Origin of the sequence: Alloiococcus otitis ATCC 51267, assembly GCF_000315445.1 — a bacterium.
GTDB classification, from domain to species: Bacteria; Bacillota; Bacilli; order Lactobacillales; family Carnobacteriaceae_A; genus Alloiococcus; species Alloiococcus otitis.
This window is the reverse complement of record NZ_JH992958.1, coordinates 238,601-258,385: the sequence shown is the minus strand read 5'-3', so window position 1 is coordinate 258,385 and position 19,785 is coordinate 238,601. Positions and strand designations below refer to the sequence as shown.

Below are 19,785 nucleotides of genomic sequence, written 5' to 3'. Positions count from 1 at the left end.
GGTTGACCGGTGCTTTTTAGCATCCTTAATTTTCACCTACCAAAAAGGTCCTTCTACTCTTCAAGAAAATCGTCAGCTTCATAGGCTGGGTTTGGATATTCATAGAAACCTTTGCCAACAGCCATACCTGTTTCATTCTTAGCAATTTTTTCATCTAGTAAGTCCAAGATATTGATAAGTGATCGGCGTTCTTCTTCATTTCCTGCTTTATCTTTTCGGATTTCGACGATATTTTTCATTGTTTCTAAACCAATTCGGTCTATTTGAGAGAATGGACCAGCTTTTGATTCATCACCATATTTGAATATCATCCAAGTTTTATCAATGGTCTCCACATCAGCAGCCCCTGAAGCTAAGAGGTCTAAGGCACTCACTAAGTGGGGGATTAAGATGGAGTTTAGGATATAGCCATCTTTTTCTTTTCGAAGGGGTAGGACCATTAATTGGATATCTCTAGAAAATGCTTGTAATTTATCAAAGAAGTCATCACTTGTCTTAGATCCTGGCATGACCTCACCAGTATTTTGTTTCCAAATCCGGTTAGCAAAGTGAAGGGCAGCAAATTTTTCTGGTCGGTCTGTCATATCTTCTAAATCACTTGGCAAGAGGGTAGAGGTGTTGGTAGCGATATAAGCTTTTTCTGGGAGAACATCTGCCAAGTCACCATAGAAGGACCGTTTGATTTCAGGATTTTCTGATACAGCTTCAATAACTAAGTCGACATCGTCAGCAGCTTCTTTGATATCACTAGTTAAACTGATTCGGTCCAAGTACTTAACCGCTTGATCTTCAGGAACATCCATGTCCTCTGAGTATTGGTGAACGATTGACTGTAATTTTTCTTTCCCACTTTCAAGGGCTTCATCACTAATATCGTATAAGATGGCATCAAAACCAGCTGCAGCAGTCAAGTAAGCAATTTGAGAACCTAAAACACCAGCACCAGCAATCATGATTTTTTTAAAGTCATGTTTTAAGTCTTTAATTTCTGCTGGATTGTCAAAGAAGTTTTCTGCTTCAAAGGCAGGATTTGGATACTCGTAAAATCCTTTACCGCTATCTTTACCGGTTTCACCTCTTTGAACTTTTTCTTCAATTACATCCAGGTAATTTTTTTGCCATTCTTCATGGCTTTCTTCGTATTGCGATTTCGTAATTTCTAGCTCAGTTCCTAAACCGATCATATCAATGATGCCGAAAGGACCACTTGCCAAACGTCCAGCCTTCATCCAAGTTTTATCGATAACTTCCGGCTTAGCAATACCTTTACCTAATAGCTCTTTGGCAGCATTCAATAATGGAATGAGCAAAGAGTTTAAAATATAACCAGCTTTTTCGAAGTTCAACTCGATTGGAACCATGCCGATATCTCGGGCAAATTGTTTGATTGTTTCATAGACATCATTGTCAGTGTCATCCGTACGCATGACTTCGGCTAGGTTACGTTTCCAGATTTCGTTGGCAAAGTGAAGAGCCACAAAACGATCTGGTCGTCCAGTAAACTCTTTTAAATCAGATGGGAGGAAGGAAGAAGTATTCGTTGCAAAAATGGTGTCCTCTTGAGCAAGATTAGATAATTCTTCATAGAATTCATGCTTGATGTCAAAGTTTTCAGGGATTGATTCTACAACCAAGTCAGCATCCTGGGCCGCTTCTTTCAAGTCGGTGGTAAAGATAATGTCCGCTAGTGCTTGGTCTAATGCTTGGCGGCCAAAGTCTTTCTTGGATTCTTCTTGGTAACGAGGGATAAAGCCTTCCATTTTTTCTTTGGAAGCTTGCAAGCTATCTTCAGATATGTCATAAACTGTTACTTTAAAACCACTAACTGCTGTTTGTAGGGCAATTTGTGATCCGAGGACGCCTCCTCCAGCAACAACAACATTTTTAATCATAAGACACTCTCCTCCTGTATAATGGTCGATTTTTTTCTTAAGGGGTAAGTCCCACTCTGACTTCTAGCTTGGAAAAGGCTTACCCCTTACATTATGAATTATATCACAATATACCTTATTTGACCATCAATTTTTGATGAATTCGGGTGAGAACAAAACTTGAAATGTGGTTATATTACCACCTTTACAAAGACTTTTTAATTTAAATACTTCTATATTCTTTATTTGTGAATAAATTAATAAATATCCGCTTATACCAAGCGATACAGGGGCTTCTCCTTCACAAGAGCCAGCAAGCAGGAGGAGACCTCCTGCTTGCTGGCCTTTACAATCTTAAGAAGTCGGGATTTCCAAAATGAAATTGATAAATTGGTCTTGGTCCATCTTGTTAATATAACTAGCTAGGTCCATATCCGACAAGGCTTCTTCCAGGGCCTTTCTATCTAAGCGGACACCTTGGAGCCGATCTTCTAGCTCTGTCCGGTTTTTGACACTAAAGAAGTCTCCGGTAATTTGGATATGGTCAATGGTGGCATCCTTGATTTTCAGGCCAACATGGAGGGTGCCCACCCCTTCGAAGCGTTCATCCACCTGGTAGTCAAAGTCGCCAAAGTGGCCATAAGTCCAGTCCCAGTTATTGTAGCGATCCCGGGCAATCTGGTCGATCCCAGCCCAGTCATCCTCTGTTAAGGTGTACCGCTTAGCCTGGTTTAAGTCACTGATTCCTAAGAGTTCCTGTAAGACCTTGTCTGAGAAGTCCCAAACCGAGATGTCCTGGTATTCTGGCGCCAGAGCCTGACGCAGACTCCCAATCCGAGACCGGACTGACTTGACCCCGTGGGACTTGATTTTCTTACTGTTGGGTCTGAGAACGGTGTCCATCACTTCATAGTCGGGGTCTAACAAGAGGGAATAGCCTGCATAGATCCGGCCATTCACCACGGTCATGGCCGCCCCAGACACCTTCTTACCATCCAGAGTTAAATCGTTCCGCCCTTCCTGGTCCAAAGCCTGGACCCCCATCTTTTTCAAGACCTTGACAATGGGGTCATAGATGAGTTTAAAATTCCCAAAAACATCATTGGGCTTGTCGGTCCGGATAAAAAAGCAGTAACTCATATTCCGGTCATCCAAGTAGACCGTCCCCCCGCCCGTTTCCCGGCGGACCAGGTCAAGGCCCTGTTCTTCTAAGTAGGGGAGGTTAACTTCTTCGTAAGCATTTTGGTTAAGACCAATTTGGACTGCAGGGTTGACCAGGTAGGGGATGATGATATCATCATCTAAAAAAATTTCATCCCGCACGTAGGCATGGAGGGAGAGGATGGTACCTAAGTCATAAACCCACTGGCCGTCTCGTATAGGTTCAATTAAATACATGGCAAGTCCTCCTAAGCTATCTTCTTTCCGAGGCAAGCCCCAAGGTCATCCGAGTCCGCTACTAGTTTGGGGGCCTTTTATGTAAAATAACCCGGCCAAGGCCGGGTTACGAGGTCAAGACAAGACTTTATGCGTCTTCTAGTTTGTTATATTCTTCTTCCGAAACCTCACCCAAGCGGACAATCCAGCTTTCTTCTTGTTTAGAAGAGTTCAATAGTTCTGGATTTTTTTCGGCTTCTTCATGGCGGGCAACAATTCTACCAGCAAGTGGACTTAAAACGTCTAAGACTGTTTTAGAAGCTTCAATGTTAGCTAGGGTGTCGCCTTCTTTGATGTCATCCTTGTCGACAAATTCGACAAAACCAACAGTCCCAACGTCATCTTGCATCTCAGGTGTCATACTAATAACGTATTCGTCACCTTGTTTGTCTACAAACAATTCATTTTTTCGCTTAGTCATTCTCTAACTCCTTTTCCTTTAATAATCGAACTCATTATAACAAATTACTGGTTTATTACAAAGCATCACTGCTTTTATAGACTAGTCAGTCCAAACTCTCTTGTCAGTTAAAAAATTGTGTTATAGTGAACTTGATTAAAAATAGGAGGAATCAACCATGTCGGATTCAAACGATCAATACCAAGACTTGTTAGAACCTTTTCGCTTAGCCAATGGAGTCCAGTTGGCCAACCGCTTTACCCTCAACCCCATTACCACCAATGCTTCCACCCGGGAAGGTTTTGTCACCGAAGAGGAGACTGCCTATGCCGCCCGAAGGAGCAAGTCAGCCCCCCTCCAGGTGACCACGGCTGCTTATATTGAAGACTACGGCCAATTGTTCAAATACGGGCCCAGTGTCCGTGATGATGCCTTTATTCCAGGCTTGAGCCAGCTAGCCCAGGCCATGAAAAAAGACGGGGCCAAGGCTATTTTGCAACTGGTCCACAATGGCCGCTTTGCCAAGATCGCCCTCCAAGACTACGGGGCCGTTTACGGGCCCAGCTCTCTCCACCTCCATACACCAATCGAACATGATGTCATCCCCATGTCCAAGCGCAAAATCAACCATGTCATCGACCAATACGCCCAAGCTACCAGACGGGCCATTGAAGCTGGCTTTGACGGGGTAGAAATCTCTAACGCCCAGCGTCTTTTGCCCCAACAATTTTTCTCCCCCTTCTCCAACCAAAGATCGGATGAATACGGCCCTCAAAACCTAGACAACCGGTCCCGGTTCGGGGTGGAGGTCAGCCAAGCCATCCAAAAGGTTATTGATGACTTGGCACCCCAGGACTTTATCCTAGGTTTCCGGGGAACCCCAGAAGAAACACGGGGGTCTCAAGTTGGCTATACGGTCGATGAATTCAATGGATATGTGGACCGCCTACTGGAAGTAGCCGACCTCCACTACTATGCCATCGCTTCCTGGGGCAAACATATCTACCTCAACAAGGTCCGGGCTAAAGACCACCAGGGCCAGTTGGTCAATAAAGTAGTTTACGACCACTTTAAGGGCCGGCTACCCATTATTGCGACTGGTAGCATTAACAGCCCAGACAAGGCCCGACAAGCCCTAAAACATGCTGATTTGGTGGGCATGTCTTCCGCCTTTGTCACCGAACCGGACTTTGTCCTAAAACTCCAGGAGGGACGGGCCCAAGATATTGATTTAGGAGTTAAAGCCCAGGACCTGGCTGACCTGGCTATTCCAAAAGGGGCCTTCCAAGACATTATGGAACTGATGGATATCGGAGAATCCATCCCCCAAGAAGGCCGGGACCAACTCCGGGACTTGGCCGACCAGGATTCAACTTCCTACTTTAAAGAATTTAAATAAAGCACAAAAACGCAGGTGGAGGGTAGGCCACCTGCGTTTTCATCACACACATATAAGAAAAATATAAAATCAATCACACACAGATTGTCATGAAGAGTTTTAAATCACACACATTTAAATTTAGGGTTTATTGTTGGTCAGCGTATTCTTCGTAGTCCTCGTTTGGATTGTCATCATTTTCCCAACCAGCATAGAAACCTTCGCCTGTTTCATTGGCGTAATCTAGGGTTTCTTGGCTTTGGTATTCATCCAAAACCTTGTTCAAGACTTCATCGTCAACCTTATCTTCAGGAACAACAAAGTTTAATCTGAACCATTTGGAAGTGTTGGAGGTATCTTCAAAGTAGAAGTTGTTGTCTAGGTCCATACCACTTTCGGCAGCCATGGTAGCTCCGACAACCACTAATTCAGAATCCCCCAAGGAACGCGGAATTTGTCCAGCTTCCAACTCAACAAATTCTAGGTTCAATGGGTTGTCAACAATGTCATCCTGGGTAGGAGTTGGGCCAGCATCTTCATCTAAAGTGATGAGGCCAGCTTTTTCCAAGTGGGTTAAGGAGTTGCCCAGGTTGGTTGGGTCGTTATAGATGGAAACTTGGGCTCCTTCTGGCACATCATCAACGGTTTCAATGCCATCAACCGCCCAGATACCAATAGGCTCGACACTCAAGTAGCCAATCGGTCTTAAGTTCTCACCCTCAGCTGTATTGTATTCATACAAGAAGGGGATATATTGGTAGGCATTGGCATCTAATTCACCATTGGAAACCGCTTCGTTTGGCTGTCTAAAGTCAGACAAGACAACGGGTTCGATGGTGATATTTTCTTTCTCTTCCAAGCGGTCGGACACATCGCCCCAAATTTCAGCAGCCCGGTCGGTGACGACACCAACTGTGACATTTTGGGCCTCAGCTGAGTCCTGGTCACCCTCTTCTTGGTCTGCTTCAGAATCGACTTCAGCTGAATCTTCTGCTTCTTCACCAGTATCTTGGCTGGTGTCTTCTGCTTCTGATCCAGTTTCAGCTTCTTCTGTTTCAGCAGGCTCAGCTTGGTCTGCTTCCTGGTCCCCATTACCACAGGCGACCAAAGTCAAGGATGCAGCTGCTAGAGTAACAAATTTTAACCTTTTCATTACTTTTCCTCCTAGAATTCGGTTAATGAAATCTATGGTTTAGGATAGTCACTTTTAGGAGTAATTGCAATGAAAATCACAATATTGGGGTCAAACTGTGCTAAATCATCCCTAAAACCAGGCTTTGAAGCACAATTTTGTATTTATTTTAACTTAAAAAAGATTATAATATGACAAATGTTATTTTTTAAAGATCTAGCTTTCAAACCAAACAATTTGGCTAGCTTTCCGGCCAAATGCCTAGCTTCGGCGAGGTCAAAAAATGTTAGCTAGCCTTTGATCAAATTCCTAACTTAGCCTAGGAAAAATACTGGCATGGTCGCCGACAACACCCTTACTGATAAAAAAAAGACCCTGGTGAAAATCTCACCAGGGTCATAGGCTAGCTTAGCCCACAATTTTGTCTCAAGCTATCAACCAGCCCTGGTCCTAAAAATTAGGCAAAGTTGGCTGGGGCTTCGTCTTCAGACCGGTAAGAAATCGAGGTAAACTTATTGAACTCCTTCTTAAAGTTCAACTTAACTGTTCCCCGGGCTCCTGACCGGTTTTTTTCGATAATGACTTCCACGCTATTATCGACAAAGTCCTCATCGATATCTTCTTCATTTTGGTAGTAGTCCTCCCGGTAAAGGAAGGCCACAATATCGGCATCCTGTTCAATCGACCCTGACTCCCGCAAGTCACTGAGGATGGGCCGCTTGTCCTGTCTCTGTTCCACACTCCGGGACAGTTGCGACAGGGCAATCACAGGGACAGAAAGTTCCTTAGAAAGCTTCTTCAGCTGCCGGGAAATATCAGACACCTGCTGCTGTCTGGATTCATAGTTGGAGGCTCCCTCAATCAATTGCAGGTAGTCAATGACGATCAAGCCCAGGCTTCCCTTCTCTTGGACCAGGCGGCGGCACTTGGCCCGGATTTCAGCTGTCCGGATGCCGGGAGTGTCATCAATATAGATATCAGCTTCAGACAAGCTCCCCATGGCCACAAACAAACGGTCATATTCTTCCGGCGTTAACTTGCCATTGCGGAGGTTAGTGGCATCAATACTGCCTTCAGCACATAACATCCGGTTGACCAACTGTTCAGCCCCCATCTCTAGGGAAAAAATCGCAATGGTTTCATCGGTGGCTGTTCCAATATTTTGGGCAACATTCAAGGCAAAGGCCGTTTTCCCTACACCCGGTCTGGCTGCGACAATGACCAACTCATCTTCATGGAGGCCCGAAGTCATCCTGTCCAGGTAGGGGTAGCCGGTGGAAATCCCAGTGATCTCCTCATCCCTTTGGTGGAGTTCATCAATGTGCTCGATGGTTTGGTGGAGGATTTCAGAAATACTGGCAAAGCCGGTCCGGTTCCGATTTTCAGAAACTTGTAAGATCTTCTGCTCAGCCTTGTTCAAAACTTCCGGTACATCGTCATGGTCCTCATAACCAGACTGGGCAATCTCATTAGCCGTCGCAATCAAGTTTCGCAAAAGGGACCGGTCTTCCACAATCTTAGCATAGTAGGAAACATTAGCTGCGGTTGGGGTGACCCCAGCAATCTCAGCTAGGTAAGAGGCACCCCCGATATCTTCCAGCTGACCATTGGCTTCAAGCTTGTCTCTGATGGTAATGACATCAATGGCTTGGTTGTCTTCATAGAGGTCTATCATGGCCTTAAAAATTAACTGATGGGCCCGCCGGTAAAAATCATCTTCATCCACATATTCCATGGCCGCCACCAAGGCTTCCGCATTTAAGAGGACGGACCCTAAGACAGATTGCTCCGCTTCAATATTTTGTGGTGGCAGGCGGTCTTCATGAATATTTGTTGCCAAGGTCTTCTTCCTTTCCTGGTTTTTTCAAGAAACGATCTCAAATGTTCCACGTGAAACATTTATTTTTGCTATCTTAAAAGGCTGAAACAATCTTGCTTGCTTCAGCCTCTCAATCTATCACCAAGTCAGCCAAAACTTACTTGGCATTCACCCGGACCATTAAGCTTGCTGTAACATCTTTGTGGAGCTTCACTTCCACTTCTTGGCTACCAATGGACCGCATTTGAACTTTTTGGTTGATCTTACGTTTATCCAATTCGATCCCTAATTGGTCATGGACATGTTCGGCAATTTGCTTGGTGGTAATAGACCCAAAGAGCCGACCATCTTCAGCAGCTTTTTCTTCTATTTCTATCGGATTGTTTTCTAGGATTTCTTTTTCCTTCTTGGCCTCTTCATAAGCTTCTTTTTCTTCCCGCTGACGGGCTTTTTTCTGGGCCTTCAATTGTTTTTTAGCACCAGATGTTGCTTCTTTGGCCAAGCCCTTTTTGATCAAAAAGTTCCTTGCATAACCGTCCGAGACATTTTGAATTTCACCTTTTTTGCCGGTACCTTTGACATCTTCTAGTAAAATAACTTCCATGAGCAAATCCTCCTCTTGTCTATTCAAGCAGGGCCTGACTCTTCTAGAGACCCAGCCTTAATCATCTAAGGAATTAATAATATCGATCAGGTTGTCTTTGACTTCTTGGATGGTTTGGCTATCGATTTGGGTGGCCGCATTGGATAGGTGTCCACCACCACCCATTTCTTCCATTATAAGTTGAACATTGATTTTACCCAAACTTCTTGCTGAGATGCCGACTGTGTTTTCTGCCCGCTTGGTAATCACAAAGGAAGCTTCCACGTCAGTCATATTCAACATTTCATCCGCCGTCTGGGCTGCCGTAACCGGATGGTGAATCTGGTCATCGCTACCAACCGCAATAGCACAACCATGCTTGGCAAATTCAATGGTCTTAAAGAGTTCACTGCGTTCCAGGTAAGTTTCCTTGTCTTCTTTCAAGAGTCTTTGGATCAAGGTAATATTAGCCCCAACTGACTGGAGATAGGAAGCGGAGTTAAAGGTTCTGGACCCAGTCCGGAGGCTGAAGTTGTTGGTGTCAACGATAATCCCACCCAGGAGGGCAGTCGCTTCAATCTTGTTGATGGGGTTGCCTTCCACTGGGACATATTCAAAGAATTCAGTGATCAATTCAGCAGTGGAAGAAGCATAGGGTTCGATGTAAACCAAGAGAGGGTTTTCGGTAAATTCTTCCCCACGGCGGTGGTGGTCGATCACCACATTCCGCTTGGTCTTATTCAATAATTCCGGTGCAATGGATAAAGTTGGCTTGTGATGGTCCACTAAGATGACAATATCTTCTTCCGTGATCCGCTCAGCTGCTTCTTTGGGTGTCACAATATTATCATAGGTTTCTGAGTATTTTTCCGTTTCCTTGATTAGTTTTTGCACATCATTGGCCAGGTCATTGGGGTTAATGACCACTTGGGCTTCTTGTTCCAACATCATGGCAATCCGGGCGATCCCAAAGGAAGACCCGATGGCATCCATATCAGGGTTGGCATGGCCCATTATATAGACGCTATTGGCTTCGATGATCAATTCTTGCAAGGCTTGGGAAATCATCCGTGACCGAACCCGGGTCCGTTTCTCAGTTGGGTTGGTTTTACCACCGTAGTAACGGGGTTCATAACCCACTTCTTTGACAACAGCTTGGTCCCCACCCCGGCCCAGGGCAAGGTCAAGGTTTTTCTGGGCCAGGTCAGCCAGGTTGTTAAAGGACTCTTCCCCGTAAGCCATCCCAATGGAAATGGTTAGCGGCACATTCCGCTTAGAGGTTCTTTCTCGGATGTAGTCGATGATGTTAAATTTGTTTTCTTCGACCTCTTTCAACTCACTGTAGCTTAGGATAATCAAAAAGCGGTCGCTGGATGTTTTTTTGTAAAAAATACCATTGTTTTTAGCCCAACGAGACAAGTAAGTCGTTAGCAAACTATCCAAGGCCGAGACTTCCCGGTCATCCAGGTCTTTCACAGCTTCATCATAGTTGTCCAAGAAGAGCCAGCCTATAACCGGCTTGTAGTGTTCATATTCCTTCTTGACGGCAACGTATTCGGTTACGTCCAAGAGGTAAACGGCCTTCAAGCCTTTTTGGATCTCATAATGGTAGGTTTTTTCGCCCCAATCGATCAAACCATACTGGTCTAATTCCTTGTCTGACACAATCTTATCCAAGATGGATTCATGTACCACCCCAATGGACTTGCCAATCAAGTTATCGACATCATTGACATAGTTTTGCATATAGGGGTTGATCCACTCAATTTCAAGGTCATCATTGTAAAGGATAATCCCCATGGGCATTTTGATAATGGCTTCTTGCTCCCCCCGTTTGATGCGGAAGGACAGGTTCATAATGTACTCGTCTAGTTCTTCGTGATATTGGTCAACAAAACGGAAACCAAAACCCCAGGCAATTAAAAAGACGACCACCATTATAAGACCTTGCCAAACACTCCCAAGGAAGCTTAGTAAGGTTAAGATAATATGCGCGACGAAAGTAATCGTAATAATTGTTTTTAACGATTTTGAGCCGAATAAAACCGGCATTCGGTCGCTGTGGTTAGAATTTTCCATATGTACTCCTTTAATTTAGCTTTTAACTATTCCATTTTAACATGGATGGGCCAAACAAGCTAGGAATTTGAGGCTAGTCTCAGGCCGGTAAAAGCTAGAGTCTGACTGCTTTCACCCCATCTTTCGGACCTCTCGCTAGTCCAAGCATTAACTATAAAAAAGACTGCCAAACCTCATAAGTCTTGGCAGTCTATTGCTTTTATTAAACGTCAATGCACTTAAGTCGGAAAGACTAGTTGTCTTCCGCAACGTAAGGCAGTAAGCCCATAAAACGTGCACGTTTAATTGCTTTCGTTAATTTACGTTGGTTTTTTGCGTAAGTTCCAGTAACTCGACGAGGTAAGATTTTTCCTCGTTCTGAAATGAAACGTTTGAGTAGGTCTACATCTTTGTAGTCGATGTAGTCAATGTGGTTAGCAGCAAAAAAGTCAACTTTTCTACGTCTTCTTCCTCCGCGACGTCCAGCCATTTTATCCGCCTCCTTTTCTTAGCTTGAATCAAATCTTAAAAAGGTAAATCGTCGTCACTAATATGGATTGAATCATCATCAGCTTCAAAGGGATCTTCATCTTGGGAATCATTTTGGTCAAATGGATTGTCGCCTTGACCAAATGAATTGTTGTTTTGTCCCTGATTTTGATTGAAGGCATTAGAGTTTTGAGTGTTGAAAGATTGATTTTGACCTTGGTAGTTGCCCCCAGTTTGGTCGCTTTGGGAACGACGGCTATCAGTAACTGATTTCGGCTCCAACATTTGGAAGCTTTCAACAACTACTTCAGTAACGTAAACCGTCCGCCCTTCATTATTTTCATAATTACGGGTCTGGATCCGACCAACAACCCCTACCAAGGAACCTTTTTTCGTAAAACTGGCGACAGTTTCGGCAGTCCTACGCCAAGCAACACAGTTAATAAAGTCTGCGTCCCGGTTTCCCTGGCTATTTTTAAAGGGGCGGTCTGCAGCAATGGTAAAAGATGTCACTGCTGTCCCGTTACCTGTATATCTGAGTTCAGCATCACGGGTTAATCTTCCAACTAAAGTAACATTATTGATCAATCCACTTACTCCTCTCTAGGGATAATTGTTCCACGTGAAACAATTATTTTGTATCTAGACGGACAACCATGTGACGTAATACATCATCATTGATGCGGACTAGGCGTTCAAACTCGTTAATTGCATCGACTTGGTCAGTAGTGAAGGTTACCAAGTGGTAAGTTCCTTCTTTGTAACCTTGGATTTCATATGCAAAACGGCGCTTAGCCCAGTCTTTAGATTCAGAAATTTCAGCTCCATTGTCTGACAAGATAGTGTTATAACGGTCAATTAAGGCCTTTTTACTATCTTCATCTAGGTCAGGACGAATAATATATAGAATTTCATATTTTGCTGTCTGATTCATTTGACTGACACCTCCTTTTGGTCTTTTGGCTCAATTCATTGGATTGAGCAAGGAGAGTAATGTTTAATTTTATTACTCACTCAGAAGATTATACCACAGGACTAGTCTGGATTCAAAACTTTTTTGCCATTTTCTCGTTTTTAAGGCTAATTAAGCAACTAAAGCTCGTTTTGACAAAATATGACTAGTTTTAACAATTTTGGTAATAATTAGACAGATAGAATGGCGTCATACAAGGACTTTTACAGAATGGTCTGTCCAGGTATTGTCCAGTGCAGTCTAAATATTAACTGTTTTTGACCGTTTTTGACTGGCTTATCACCAGCCTGATTCTTGGTAAGCCTAGTCAAAAAGCTGTCAAACCTCTAGTAAAAGTTTGACAGCTCGGTAAATAATCTTTTCGAATACTAGGGTTTAAGCTTACTCCCCATTAGTTTGGTCAAATTGACCATCAAGCTCTGGATCAATGTCAATGAGGGCTACCGTTGACACACGGCTATCTTCTTCAAGTCGGATTAAACGAACTCCTTGAGTGAGGCGGGAGGTTTGGGAGATACTGTCGGCTTCAATCCGGATCATGATACCTTGGTCGGTAACAATCATGACGTCTTCACCACCCGACACCGTTTTTAGCCCCACCAAGGGACCATTCTTATCAGTAATATGAAGGGTTTTAACCCCCTTGCCTCCTCGTTTGTGGAGGGTGTATTCCTCTTGAGAGGTCCGTTTACCGTAACCTTTTTCGCTAATAACCAATACATCTTGGCCCGGCTCTAATACTTCCATGGCAACCACTCTGTCGTCATCACCTAAACGGATGCCACGGACGCCAGCAGCCCCTCGACCCATGCTGCGGATATCTTTTTCATCGAAGTAGACTGCATAACCTTGCTGGCTGGCCAGGATAATGGCCTGGTCATTATGGGTTGGGACCACGTTAACCAATTCATCGCCTTCATTCAGCTTGATCGCATTGAGCCCGCTACTTCTGATATTTTGAAATTCAGCCTGGGCTGTCCGCTTAACCCGGCCAAACCTTGTCGCAAAGAAGAATTGGTCTTGATCGTCAGCCTGGTCACTCAAGTTGACCATGGCTTGGATGTATTCATCTTTATCAATATTTAAGAAGTTGATGGCAGGAATTCCCTTGGCATTGCGGCCATATTCAGGAATTTCGTAGGCCTTGATCTTGTAAACCTTGCCTTGGTTGGTAAAGAAGAGGATTTGGTCATGGCTAGAACAGAAAGTCAGCTGTTCGACAAAGTCCCCATCATTGGTGGTCATTCCTTTAACCCCGCGGCCACCTCTGTTTTGGGCCTTGAATTCTCCAGCCGGCATCCGCTTGATATAGCCTTTTCGGGACAGGGTAATGATGATATCTTCTTCTTCGATCAGGTCTTCATCTTCAATACTCAACTCTTCCCCGACCCGGATATCGGTTAGGCGGTCTTGGCCGTGTTTTTCAGCAATTTCGATCATTTCTTCTTTGATAATTTGCTTGATCCGTTCTGGCCGGGCCAAGATATCACGCAAGTCCTCGATTTTTTCTAAGAGTTCGGCGTATTCATCTTCAATTTTCTCTCTTTCCAAACCAGTCAACCGTACCATCCGCATGTCCAAAATAGCCTGGGCTTGCCGGTCAGACAGGTCATAGGAAGCCATCAATTGGCTTTTGGCCTCTTCAGCCCGCTGGGACTGACGGATAATGGTAATAATGGCATCGATATGGTCTAAGGCAGTCCGAAGCCCTTCTAAGATGTGGGCCCGCGATTCAGCCTTGTTCTTGGCAAACTCTGTCCGCCTGCGGATAACCGTTTTTTGGTGGTCTAAGTAGTGGGTCAGGATGTCTTTGAGTCCCAAGGTTTTGGGGACCCCATCGACGATAGCCAGCATGTTAAAGCCAAAAGAAACCTGCAATTGAGTCATCTTGTAAAGCTTGTTAAGTAATATACCAGCAGAAGTATCCCGTCGCACATCGATCACAATCCGCAAGCCTTCCCGGTCGGATTCATCATTTAAATCGGTAATGCCCTCAATTTTCTTGTCTCGAGCCAGTTCCGCAATCTTTTCGACCAATTTGGCCTTGTTGACCATGTAAGGAATTTCGTCGATAATAATTCTTTCCTTACCTTTTTGGTCGACATCGATCCGGGACTTGGCCCGTAATTTAATGGACCCACGACCGGTCTCATAAGCCTTGCGGACGCCAGAAACACCAATAAGGGAAGCCCCAGTCGGAAAGTCAGGTCCTGGTAAGACTTCCATAAGGTCAGCCACAGTCACATCCTCATTTTCCATCAAGAGGACGCAGGCATCAATGACTTCCTTAAGATTGTGGGGTGGGATATTGGTTGCCATCCCAACAGCAATCCCCGAAGCCCCGTTGACTAAGAGGTTGGGGAAGCGGGCAGGAAGGATATCGGGTTCCGACTCAGTCCCATCATAGTTATCGTGGTAGTCAATGGTATCCTTGTTGATGTCTCGCAGGAGTTCCAAGGCCATCTTGGACATCCGGGCTTCGGTATACCGCATGGCAGCAGCTCCGTCTCCATCAACGGAGCCAAAGTTCCCATGGCCGTCCACTAAGGGAACTCGGTAAGAAAAGTCCTGGGCCATTCTGACCATGGAGTCATAAATAGCAGTGTCACCGTGGGGGTGGTATTTCCCCATAACATCCCCTACAATACGGGCAGACTTTTTATAAGACTTGTCCGGGGTTAAGCCCAGTTCATTCATTCCGTACAGGATTCTTCGGTGAACCGGCTTCAAGCCGTCCCGGACATCGGGTAGGGCCCGGGAGACGATGACACTCATGGCATAGTCTAAGAATGAGTTTTTCATCTCCTTGGACAGCTTAATCTGTTCTAAACGGCTATCTCTCTCTTCCAAAAACAATTTCCTCCTTTAACAGCTTTGGACAAGGCTAGATATCGATATTTTCCACGTAACGGGCATTTTCTTTGATAAAGTCGCGCCGGGGTTTGACATCCTCACCCATCAACATGTCAAAAATAGTGTCAGCCTCAATGGCGTCGTCTACGTCTACCCGAAGTAAGCGGCGGTGTTCTGGGTTCATGGTGGTTTCCCACAACTGCTCAGCATCCATTTCTCCTAAGCCTTTGTAGCGTTGGACAGAAGGCTTGGGTGAGTCAGGAATTTCTTTCAAGTAGGAGTCCAGTTCCCGGTCACTATCCAAGTATTTAACCTTCTTGCCTTGCTTGACCTGGTAGAGGGGTGGCTGGGCAATGTAGACGAAACCTGCTTCAATGAGAGGCCGCATATACCGGTAAAGAAGGGTCAAGACCAGGGTCCGGATGTGGGCTCCGTCGACATCCGCATCCGTCATGATAATCAGTTTATTGTAACGGGCTTCTTCAACATTAAATTCTTCCCCAAAACCAGTTCCCATGGCTGTAAAGAGGGACCGGATTTCTTCATTGGCTAAGATGCGGTCAATGCTAGCTTTTTCGACATTCAAAATCTTACCCCTAATCGGTAAGATCGCTTGAAAGATCCGGGACCGGCCTTGCTTAGCCGACCCACCAGCTGAATCCCCCTCTACAATAAAGAGTTCAGATTCTTCAGGGTCTTTAGAAGAACAGTCCGCCAATTTACCCGGTAGGTTGCTGATTTCCAGGCCTGATTTCTTCCGGGTGACTTCCCGGGCTCTCTTGGCTGCCTGACGGGCCTTGGAAGCCAGAAGGGCCTTGTCGACAATCCGCTTACCTACCTTGGGATTTTCCATGAGATAGCGTTCAAAGTGCTGGCTAAAGAGCCGGTCGATAATCCCTCTGACTTCAGAGTTCCCCAGCTTGGTCTTGGTTTGCCCTTCAAATTGGGGGTCCGGGTGCTTGATTGACAAGACCACTGTCAAACCTTCCCGAACGTCATCGCCGGTAAAGTTATCCTCTGACTCCCGGAGCAAGTTATTCTTCCGGGCATAGTCGTTGACCGCCCGGGTGAGGGCTGTCTTGAAACCGGAAATATGCATCCCGCCCTCATAGGTGTGGATATTATTGGCAAAACTCATCAAGTTGGTATGGAAGCTGTCGGTATGCTGGAGGGCAATCTCAACAGAAATTCCCTCTTCTTCCCCTTCCAAGAAAATTGGGGTCTCATAAAGGACCTCCCGCTTGGAATTTAAGTGGTCAACATAACTCGATATCCCACCTTCAAAGTGGTAGTTCAAGGACTGGCCATCTGCTTGCCGCTTGTCTTCGATGGAAATATTCAAGCCTCGGTTTAAGAAGGCCAACTCCCGAATCCGGGTAGCTAAAGTATCGAAGTCATAAGAAGTAGTATCTTTAAAGATTAAACTGTCTGCCTTAAAGGTAACAATAGTCCCAGTGTGGTCGGTCTCCCCCACCACTTCCAAGTCAGAATCAACCAGACCTCGCTTGTAGACTTGTTGGTAAATTTTGCCATCTCGGTGGACCTGGACCTGGAGGTATTCTGACAGGGCATTGACCACTGAAGACCCAACACCGTGCAGACCACCAGAAACCTTGTAGCCACCGCCACCAAATTTCCCACCAGCGTGGAGGACTGTAAAGACAGTTTCAACAGCTGGCCGGCCTGTTTTTTCCTGGATATCAACCGGGATGCCCCGGCCGTTATCTGCCACTTGGATCACATCGCCTTCCAAAATGGAAACAGAAATCTTATCGGCATAACCAGCCATAGCTTCGTCAATAGCATTGTCCACGATCTCCCATACCAAATGGTGGAGGCCTTCCTTGCTGGTTGACCCAATGTACATACCGGGCCGTACTCTTACCGCTTCTAAGCCTTCTAAGACTTGGATTTGACTAGCATCATATGTTTTTTTCAGTTCTGCTAACTCATCCGGTGTTAATGGTCTGTCTTCAGCCATTACACGTCACACTCCTTCTATGGTCTGCCTGGACACTAGTGTCAATCGCTTCTCTTGTTCTGTCCACGGTCACTGTCAACAGTCACTTGACCGCTGGACACAAAGTAAATTTCAGGTTGGTTTAAAAGTTCAATTTTGACACCTTCTAGACTGGTTGTTGTTAAAAAAACTTGGACTTTATTTTCAATGGTTTTGAGCAAATGGGTTTGACGATTGTCGTCCAATTCGCTAAGAACATCGTCTAAAAGCAAGACAGGGTATTCTGAGGTTTTGTCCTTCATCAAGTCAATCTCGGCCAATTTGACCGACAAGCTAGTGGTCCGCTGCTGGCCCTGGGACCCATAAGTTTGGACATTGTGTCCATTGACGTAAAAGGCTAAATCATCTCGGTGGGGGCCTACCACCGTGGTCTGCCGGCGGAATTCCTTGTCCTGGTTTTGGTCATACAAGTCTAAAAGATTAGAGTAGATGGACTCCTTTTGACTCAGATTGTCATCTTGGACGCTAGTTTCATACTGGATTTTCAACTCTTCCTTAGCTTGGGAAATATTGGCCTGGATGGGCTGGGCCAAGGCCTCCAGGTCCTTGGAAAATTGCTGGCGGTCATAAATCACTTGACTGCCTGCCTGGGCCAATTGGTCCGTCAAAATTTCCAGGTAAAGCTGGTCAAATTTTTTAGGCTGGTTAGACAGTTTCAAGTATTGGTTGCGCTGCTTGAGGATCCTTTGGTATTCAACGACTTGGTGGAGGTAGATGGGGTTCATCTGACCCAATTCAATGTCAATAAACCGCCGCCTTGTAGCAGGAGGTCCCTTGACCAGTTCCAAGTCTTCCGGCGCAAAAAGGATAATATTCAAGTTCCCAATGTAGTGACTTAACTTGTTTTGGTCCAGGTGGTTCATTTTGGCCTGTTTACCTGTTTTGGACACCGAAATCTCTAAGGGATAAGAGTTGTGGCTTGTCCGGACCAAGCCCTTGACCCGGGTAAAGGCTTCATCCCACTTGATTAATTCCTTGTCCTTGGCCGTCCGGTGGCTCCGGGCCAGTCCCAGGAAATAGATGCTTTCCAAAAGATTGGTTTTCCCTTGGGCATTTGCACCAAGGAAGACATTAACCCCGGGGGAAAACTGCAAGTTGGCCTCCTGGTAGTTGCGAAAGCCCTTTAATTCGAGGTCTTCCAAGATCATCGGGATCACACTTGCTGGGTCGACTCAATTTGAAAGCTAGCCTGGATAGCCGGAATTTCGACAAGGTCCCCCGGATAGACCTTCTTGCCACGTCGGTCTTCCAAGTCCCCATTTAAAAAGACCTGGTATTCCGCTAAAAAAGGCTTGGCCATGCCACCACTGCTGATAATATCGGTAAATTTTAAGAGCTGGGCTAGGGTTATGTAGTCCCCATCAATTGTAACAGTCTCAAAAGCCACAGGGTTCACTCCTTATATTCAGGCTAAAATAAAGACGTGGAAAAACCACGCCACACTTTCGTCATCCTTTATCATTATACCATAATTCCCCTTAAAAAGCCATAAATGGGGCGATATTTATCCATTTTGGCCTTTTTACCGCCTAGCTAACTTTTACCCCTCGCAAAGGTTAAAAAGGACAATAAACCATAAAAAAGGCGGGATCTCTTGGAGATCCCGCCTGAAGGCTTGGTTAATGGACTTAGGCTGTTCGGATTGGAGTAATAAGTTGGATAAAGTCTCCTTGGTCCTCACTTGGGACGATGACAAAGGGTCGCAAGGTCGAAACTAATTTCAACTTAATTTCTCCTTGGCCAAAGGTAGCCAAGGCCTCTTTTAAGTAGTCTGGGTTGAAAGAAATGGTTAAGTCTTGGCCTTGGAAGTGGCCAAAGTCAATTTCTTCTTGGACATGGCCCACTTCAGCTGACTGGCCTTCGATTTCCAACTTGTCAGCAGTCACTGTGAGTTGGACCACATTGTTTTTCCCTTCATGGGAGAGGAGGGAAGCCCGGTCAACAGCCCCCTGTAATTCCTTGGTGTCCAAGGTGATTTCCGTTGGGGTGTCGCCTGGGATCAAGCGGTCGGTATCAGGATACTTACCTTCTAGGAGCCGAGAGTAAAACTGGCTGGTCGAGAGGGCAAATAAGATTTGGTTGTCGCTGATGGCTACCCGGACTTCTTCATCTGCATCCATCAACTTAGTCAGTTCAGTCAAAGACTTACCTGGTATCACAATGTCAAAGGAAATATCAGGCGCTGACTCTAATTGGATGGACCGTTGCGACAAACGGTGGCTGTCGGTTGCCACTGCCTTGAGTCGGCCCTCTTTGAGAGATAGGTTAACCCCAGTTAGGATGGGCCGACTTTCATGGTTGGAGACTGCGATGACAGTCTGGTTGATCATGTTTTTAAAGAGGTCAACCGGCAGGGTAAAGGATTCCTCCAGGTCGATATCTGGCAAGTGGGGGTAGGACATGGCGTCAATGCCGTTGATAGTAAAGGAGGCTGAAGCTGAGGTGATTTGGGTTTGCTGGCCTTGGCTAACGTTTACCTTAAAGTGGGTGTCCGGTAATTTTTGGACGATATTGGCAAATAACCGGGCTGGTTGCAAGACAATCTGCCCCGGCTCATCAATAACCAAATCCGCCCCTTCATCGGTCACAGATAAGTAACTTTCAACTGAGATATCCGAGTTAGATCCGGTTAAGGTTAAACCCTGGTTATCCGCTTCTAATTTAATCCCGGTCAAGATAGCGATGGTACTTTTAGAAGACACTGCAATCTGCACATTTTTTAATACTTTTAGAAATTCCGTCCGTTTTACTGAAAATTTCAAAAAAATCCCT

Annotated in this window: 16 protein-coding genes; 1 reads left to right on the top strand and 15 read right to left on the bottom strand. The window is 45.3% G+C overall.

Going from position 1 to position 19,785, the window contains the following annotated elements; all coding sequences use genetic code 11:
- Window positions 1–53 precede the first annotated feature (53 nt).
- The 3 genes from HMPREF9698_RS03725 to HMPREF9698_RS03715 all read right to left on the bottom strand — a co-directional run bounded on the left by HMPREF9698_RS03725 (window position 54) and on the right by HMPREF9698_RS03715 (window position 3,729).
- On the bottom strand, window positions 54–1,892 hold the full coding sequence (locus tag HMPREF9698_RS03725; protein WP_003777432.1) for a 3-hydroxyacyl-CoA dehydrogenase: 1,839 nt from the start codon (window positions 1,890–1,892) through the stop codon (window positions 54–56).
- Window positions 1,893–2,225: 333 nt separating this feature from the next.
- On the bottom strand, window positions 2,226–3,269 hold the full coding sequence (gene lplA / locus HMPREF9698_RS03720; protein WP_003777431.1) for a lipoate--protein ligase: 1,044 nt from the start codon (window positions 3,267–3,269) through the stop codon (window positions 2,226–2,228).
- A gap of 127 nt (window positions 3,270–3,396) precedes the next feature.
- On the bottom strand, window positions 3,397–3,729 hold the full coding sequence (locus HMPREF9698_RS03715) for a glycine cleavage system H family protein (RefSeq protein WP_003777429.1): 333 nt from the start codon (window positions 3,727–3,729) through the stop codon (window positions 3,397–3,399).
- A 157-nt stretch (window positions 3,730–3,886) separates the two neighbouring features.
- On the opposite strand from HMPREF9698_RS03715, the gene HMPREF9698_RS03710 reads away from it, so the two are divergent.
- Window positions 3,887–5,107, top strand: coding sequence for an NADH-dependent flavin oxidoreductase (locus HMPREF9698_RS03710; protein WP_003777426.1), 1,221 nt, complete (start codon window positions 3,887–3,889; stop codon window positions 5,105–5,107).
- Between the two features lie 127 nt (window positions 5,108–5,234).
- On the opposite strand, the gene HMPREF9698_RS03705 is transcribed toward HMPREF9698_RS03710, so the two are convergent.
- The 12 genes from HMPREF9698_RS03705 to dnaN form a co-directional block, all read right to left on the bottom strand.
- Window positions 5,235–6,239: a MetQ/NlpA family ABC transporter substrate-binding protein gene (locus HMPREF9698_RS03705; RefSeq protein WP_003777424.1), complete on the bottom strand. Its 1,005-nt coding sequence runs from the start codon at window positions 6,237–6,239 to the stop codon at window positions 5,235–5,237.
- Between the two features lie 436 nt (window positions 6,240–6,675).
- Window positions 6,676–8,058, bottom strand: coding sequence for a replicative DNA helicase (dnaB, locus tag HMPREF9698_RS03700; protein WP_003777422.1), 1,383 nt, complete (start codon window positions 8,056–8,058; stop codon window positions 6,676–6,678).
- Between the two features lie 136 nt (window positions 8,059–8,194).
- A complete protein-coding gene (gene rplI, locus HMPREF9698_RS03695; RefSeq protein WP_003777420.1) occupies window positions 8,195–8,641 on the bottom strand; it encodes a 50S ribosomal protein L9 in 447 nt (148 codons plus the stop codon).
- Window positions 8,642–8,698: 57 nt separating this feature from the next.
- A complete protein-coding gene (locus HMPREF9698_RS03690) occupies window positions 8,699–10,699 on the bottom strand; it encodes a DHH family phosphoesterase (protein WP_003777418.1) in 2,001 nt (666 codons plus the stop codon).
- Between the two features lie 232 nt (window positions 10,700–10,931).
- Complete coding sequence (rpsR, locus tag HMPREF9698_RS03685; protein WP_003777416.1) at window positions 10,932–11,168, bottom strand: 30S ribosomal protein S18; 237 nt, start codon at window positions 11,166–11,168, stop codon at window positions 10,932–10,934.
- A 35-nt stretch (window positions 11,169–11,203) separates the two neighbouring features.
- On the bottom strand, window positions 11,204–11,755 hold the full coding sequence (gene ssb / locus HMPREF9698_RS03680) for a single-stranded DNA-binding protein (protein ID WP_003777414.1): 552 nt from the start codon (window positions 11,753–11,755) through the stop codon (window positions 11,204–11,206).
- 43 nt (window positions 11,756–11,798) lie between these two features.
- Entirely contained in the window at window positions 11,799–12,101 is a 303-nt protein-coding gene (gene rpsF / locus HMPREF9698_RS03675) for a 30S ribosomal protein S6 (protein WP_003777412.1), read from the bottom strand.
- Window positions 12,102–12,521: 420 nt separating this feature from the next.
- Complete coding sequence (gene gyrA, locus HMPREF9698_RS03670) at window positions 12,522–14,990, bottom strand: DNA gyrase subunit A (RefSeq protein ID WP_003777409.1); 2,469 nt, start codon at window positions 14,988–14,990, stop codon at window positions 12,522–12,524.
- Between the two features lie 34 nt (window positions 14,991–15,024).
- Entirely contained in the window at window positions 15,025–16,974 is a 1,950-nt protein-coding gene (gene gyrB / locus HMPREF9698_RS03665) for a DNA topoisomerase (ATP-hydrolyzing) subunit B (RefSeq protein ID WP_003777406.1), read from the bottom strand.
- Window positions 16,975–17,015: 41 nt separating this feature from the next.
- Window positions 17,016–18,161 (bottom strand): DNA replication/repair protein RecF, encoded by a 1,146-nt coding sequence (gene recF / locus HMPREF9698_RS03660; RefSeq protein ID WP_040292447.1) that lies wholly within the window; start codon window positions 18,159–18,161, stop codon window positions 17,016–17,018.
- A 5-nt stretch (window positions 18,162–18,166) separates the two neighbouring features.
- The gene (gene yaaA, locus HMPREF9698_RS03655; RefSeq protein ID WP_003777403.1) at window positions 18,167–18,400 is read right to left on the bottom strand and encodes a S4 domain-containing protein YaaA; all 234 of its coding nucleotides are present in this window, start codon (window positions 18,398–18,400) and stop codon (window positions 18,167–18,169) included.
- Between the two features lie 241 nt (window positions 18,401–18,641).
- Complete coding sequence (gene dnaN, locus HMPREF9698_RS03650) at window positions 18,642–19,775, bottom strand: DNA polymerase III subunit beta (RefSeq protein ID WP_003777400.1); 1,134 nt, start codon at window positions 19,773–19,775, stop codon at window positions 18,642–18,644.
- Window positions 19,776–19,785 lie beyond the last annotated feature (10 nt).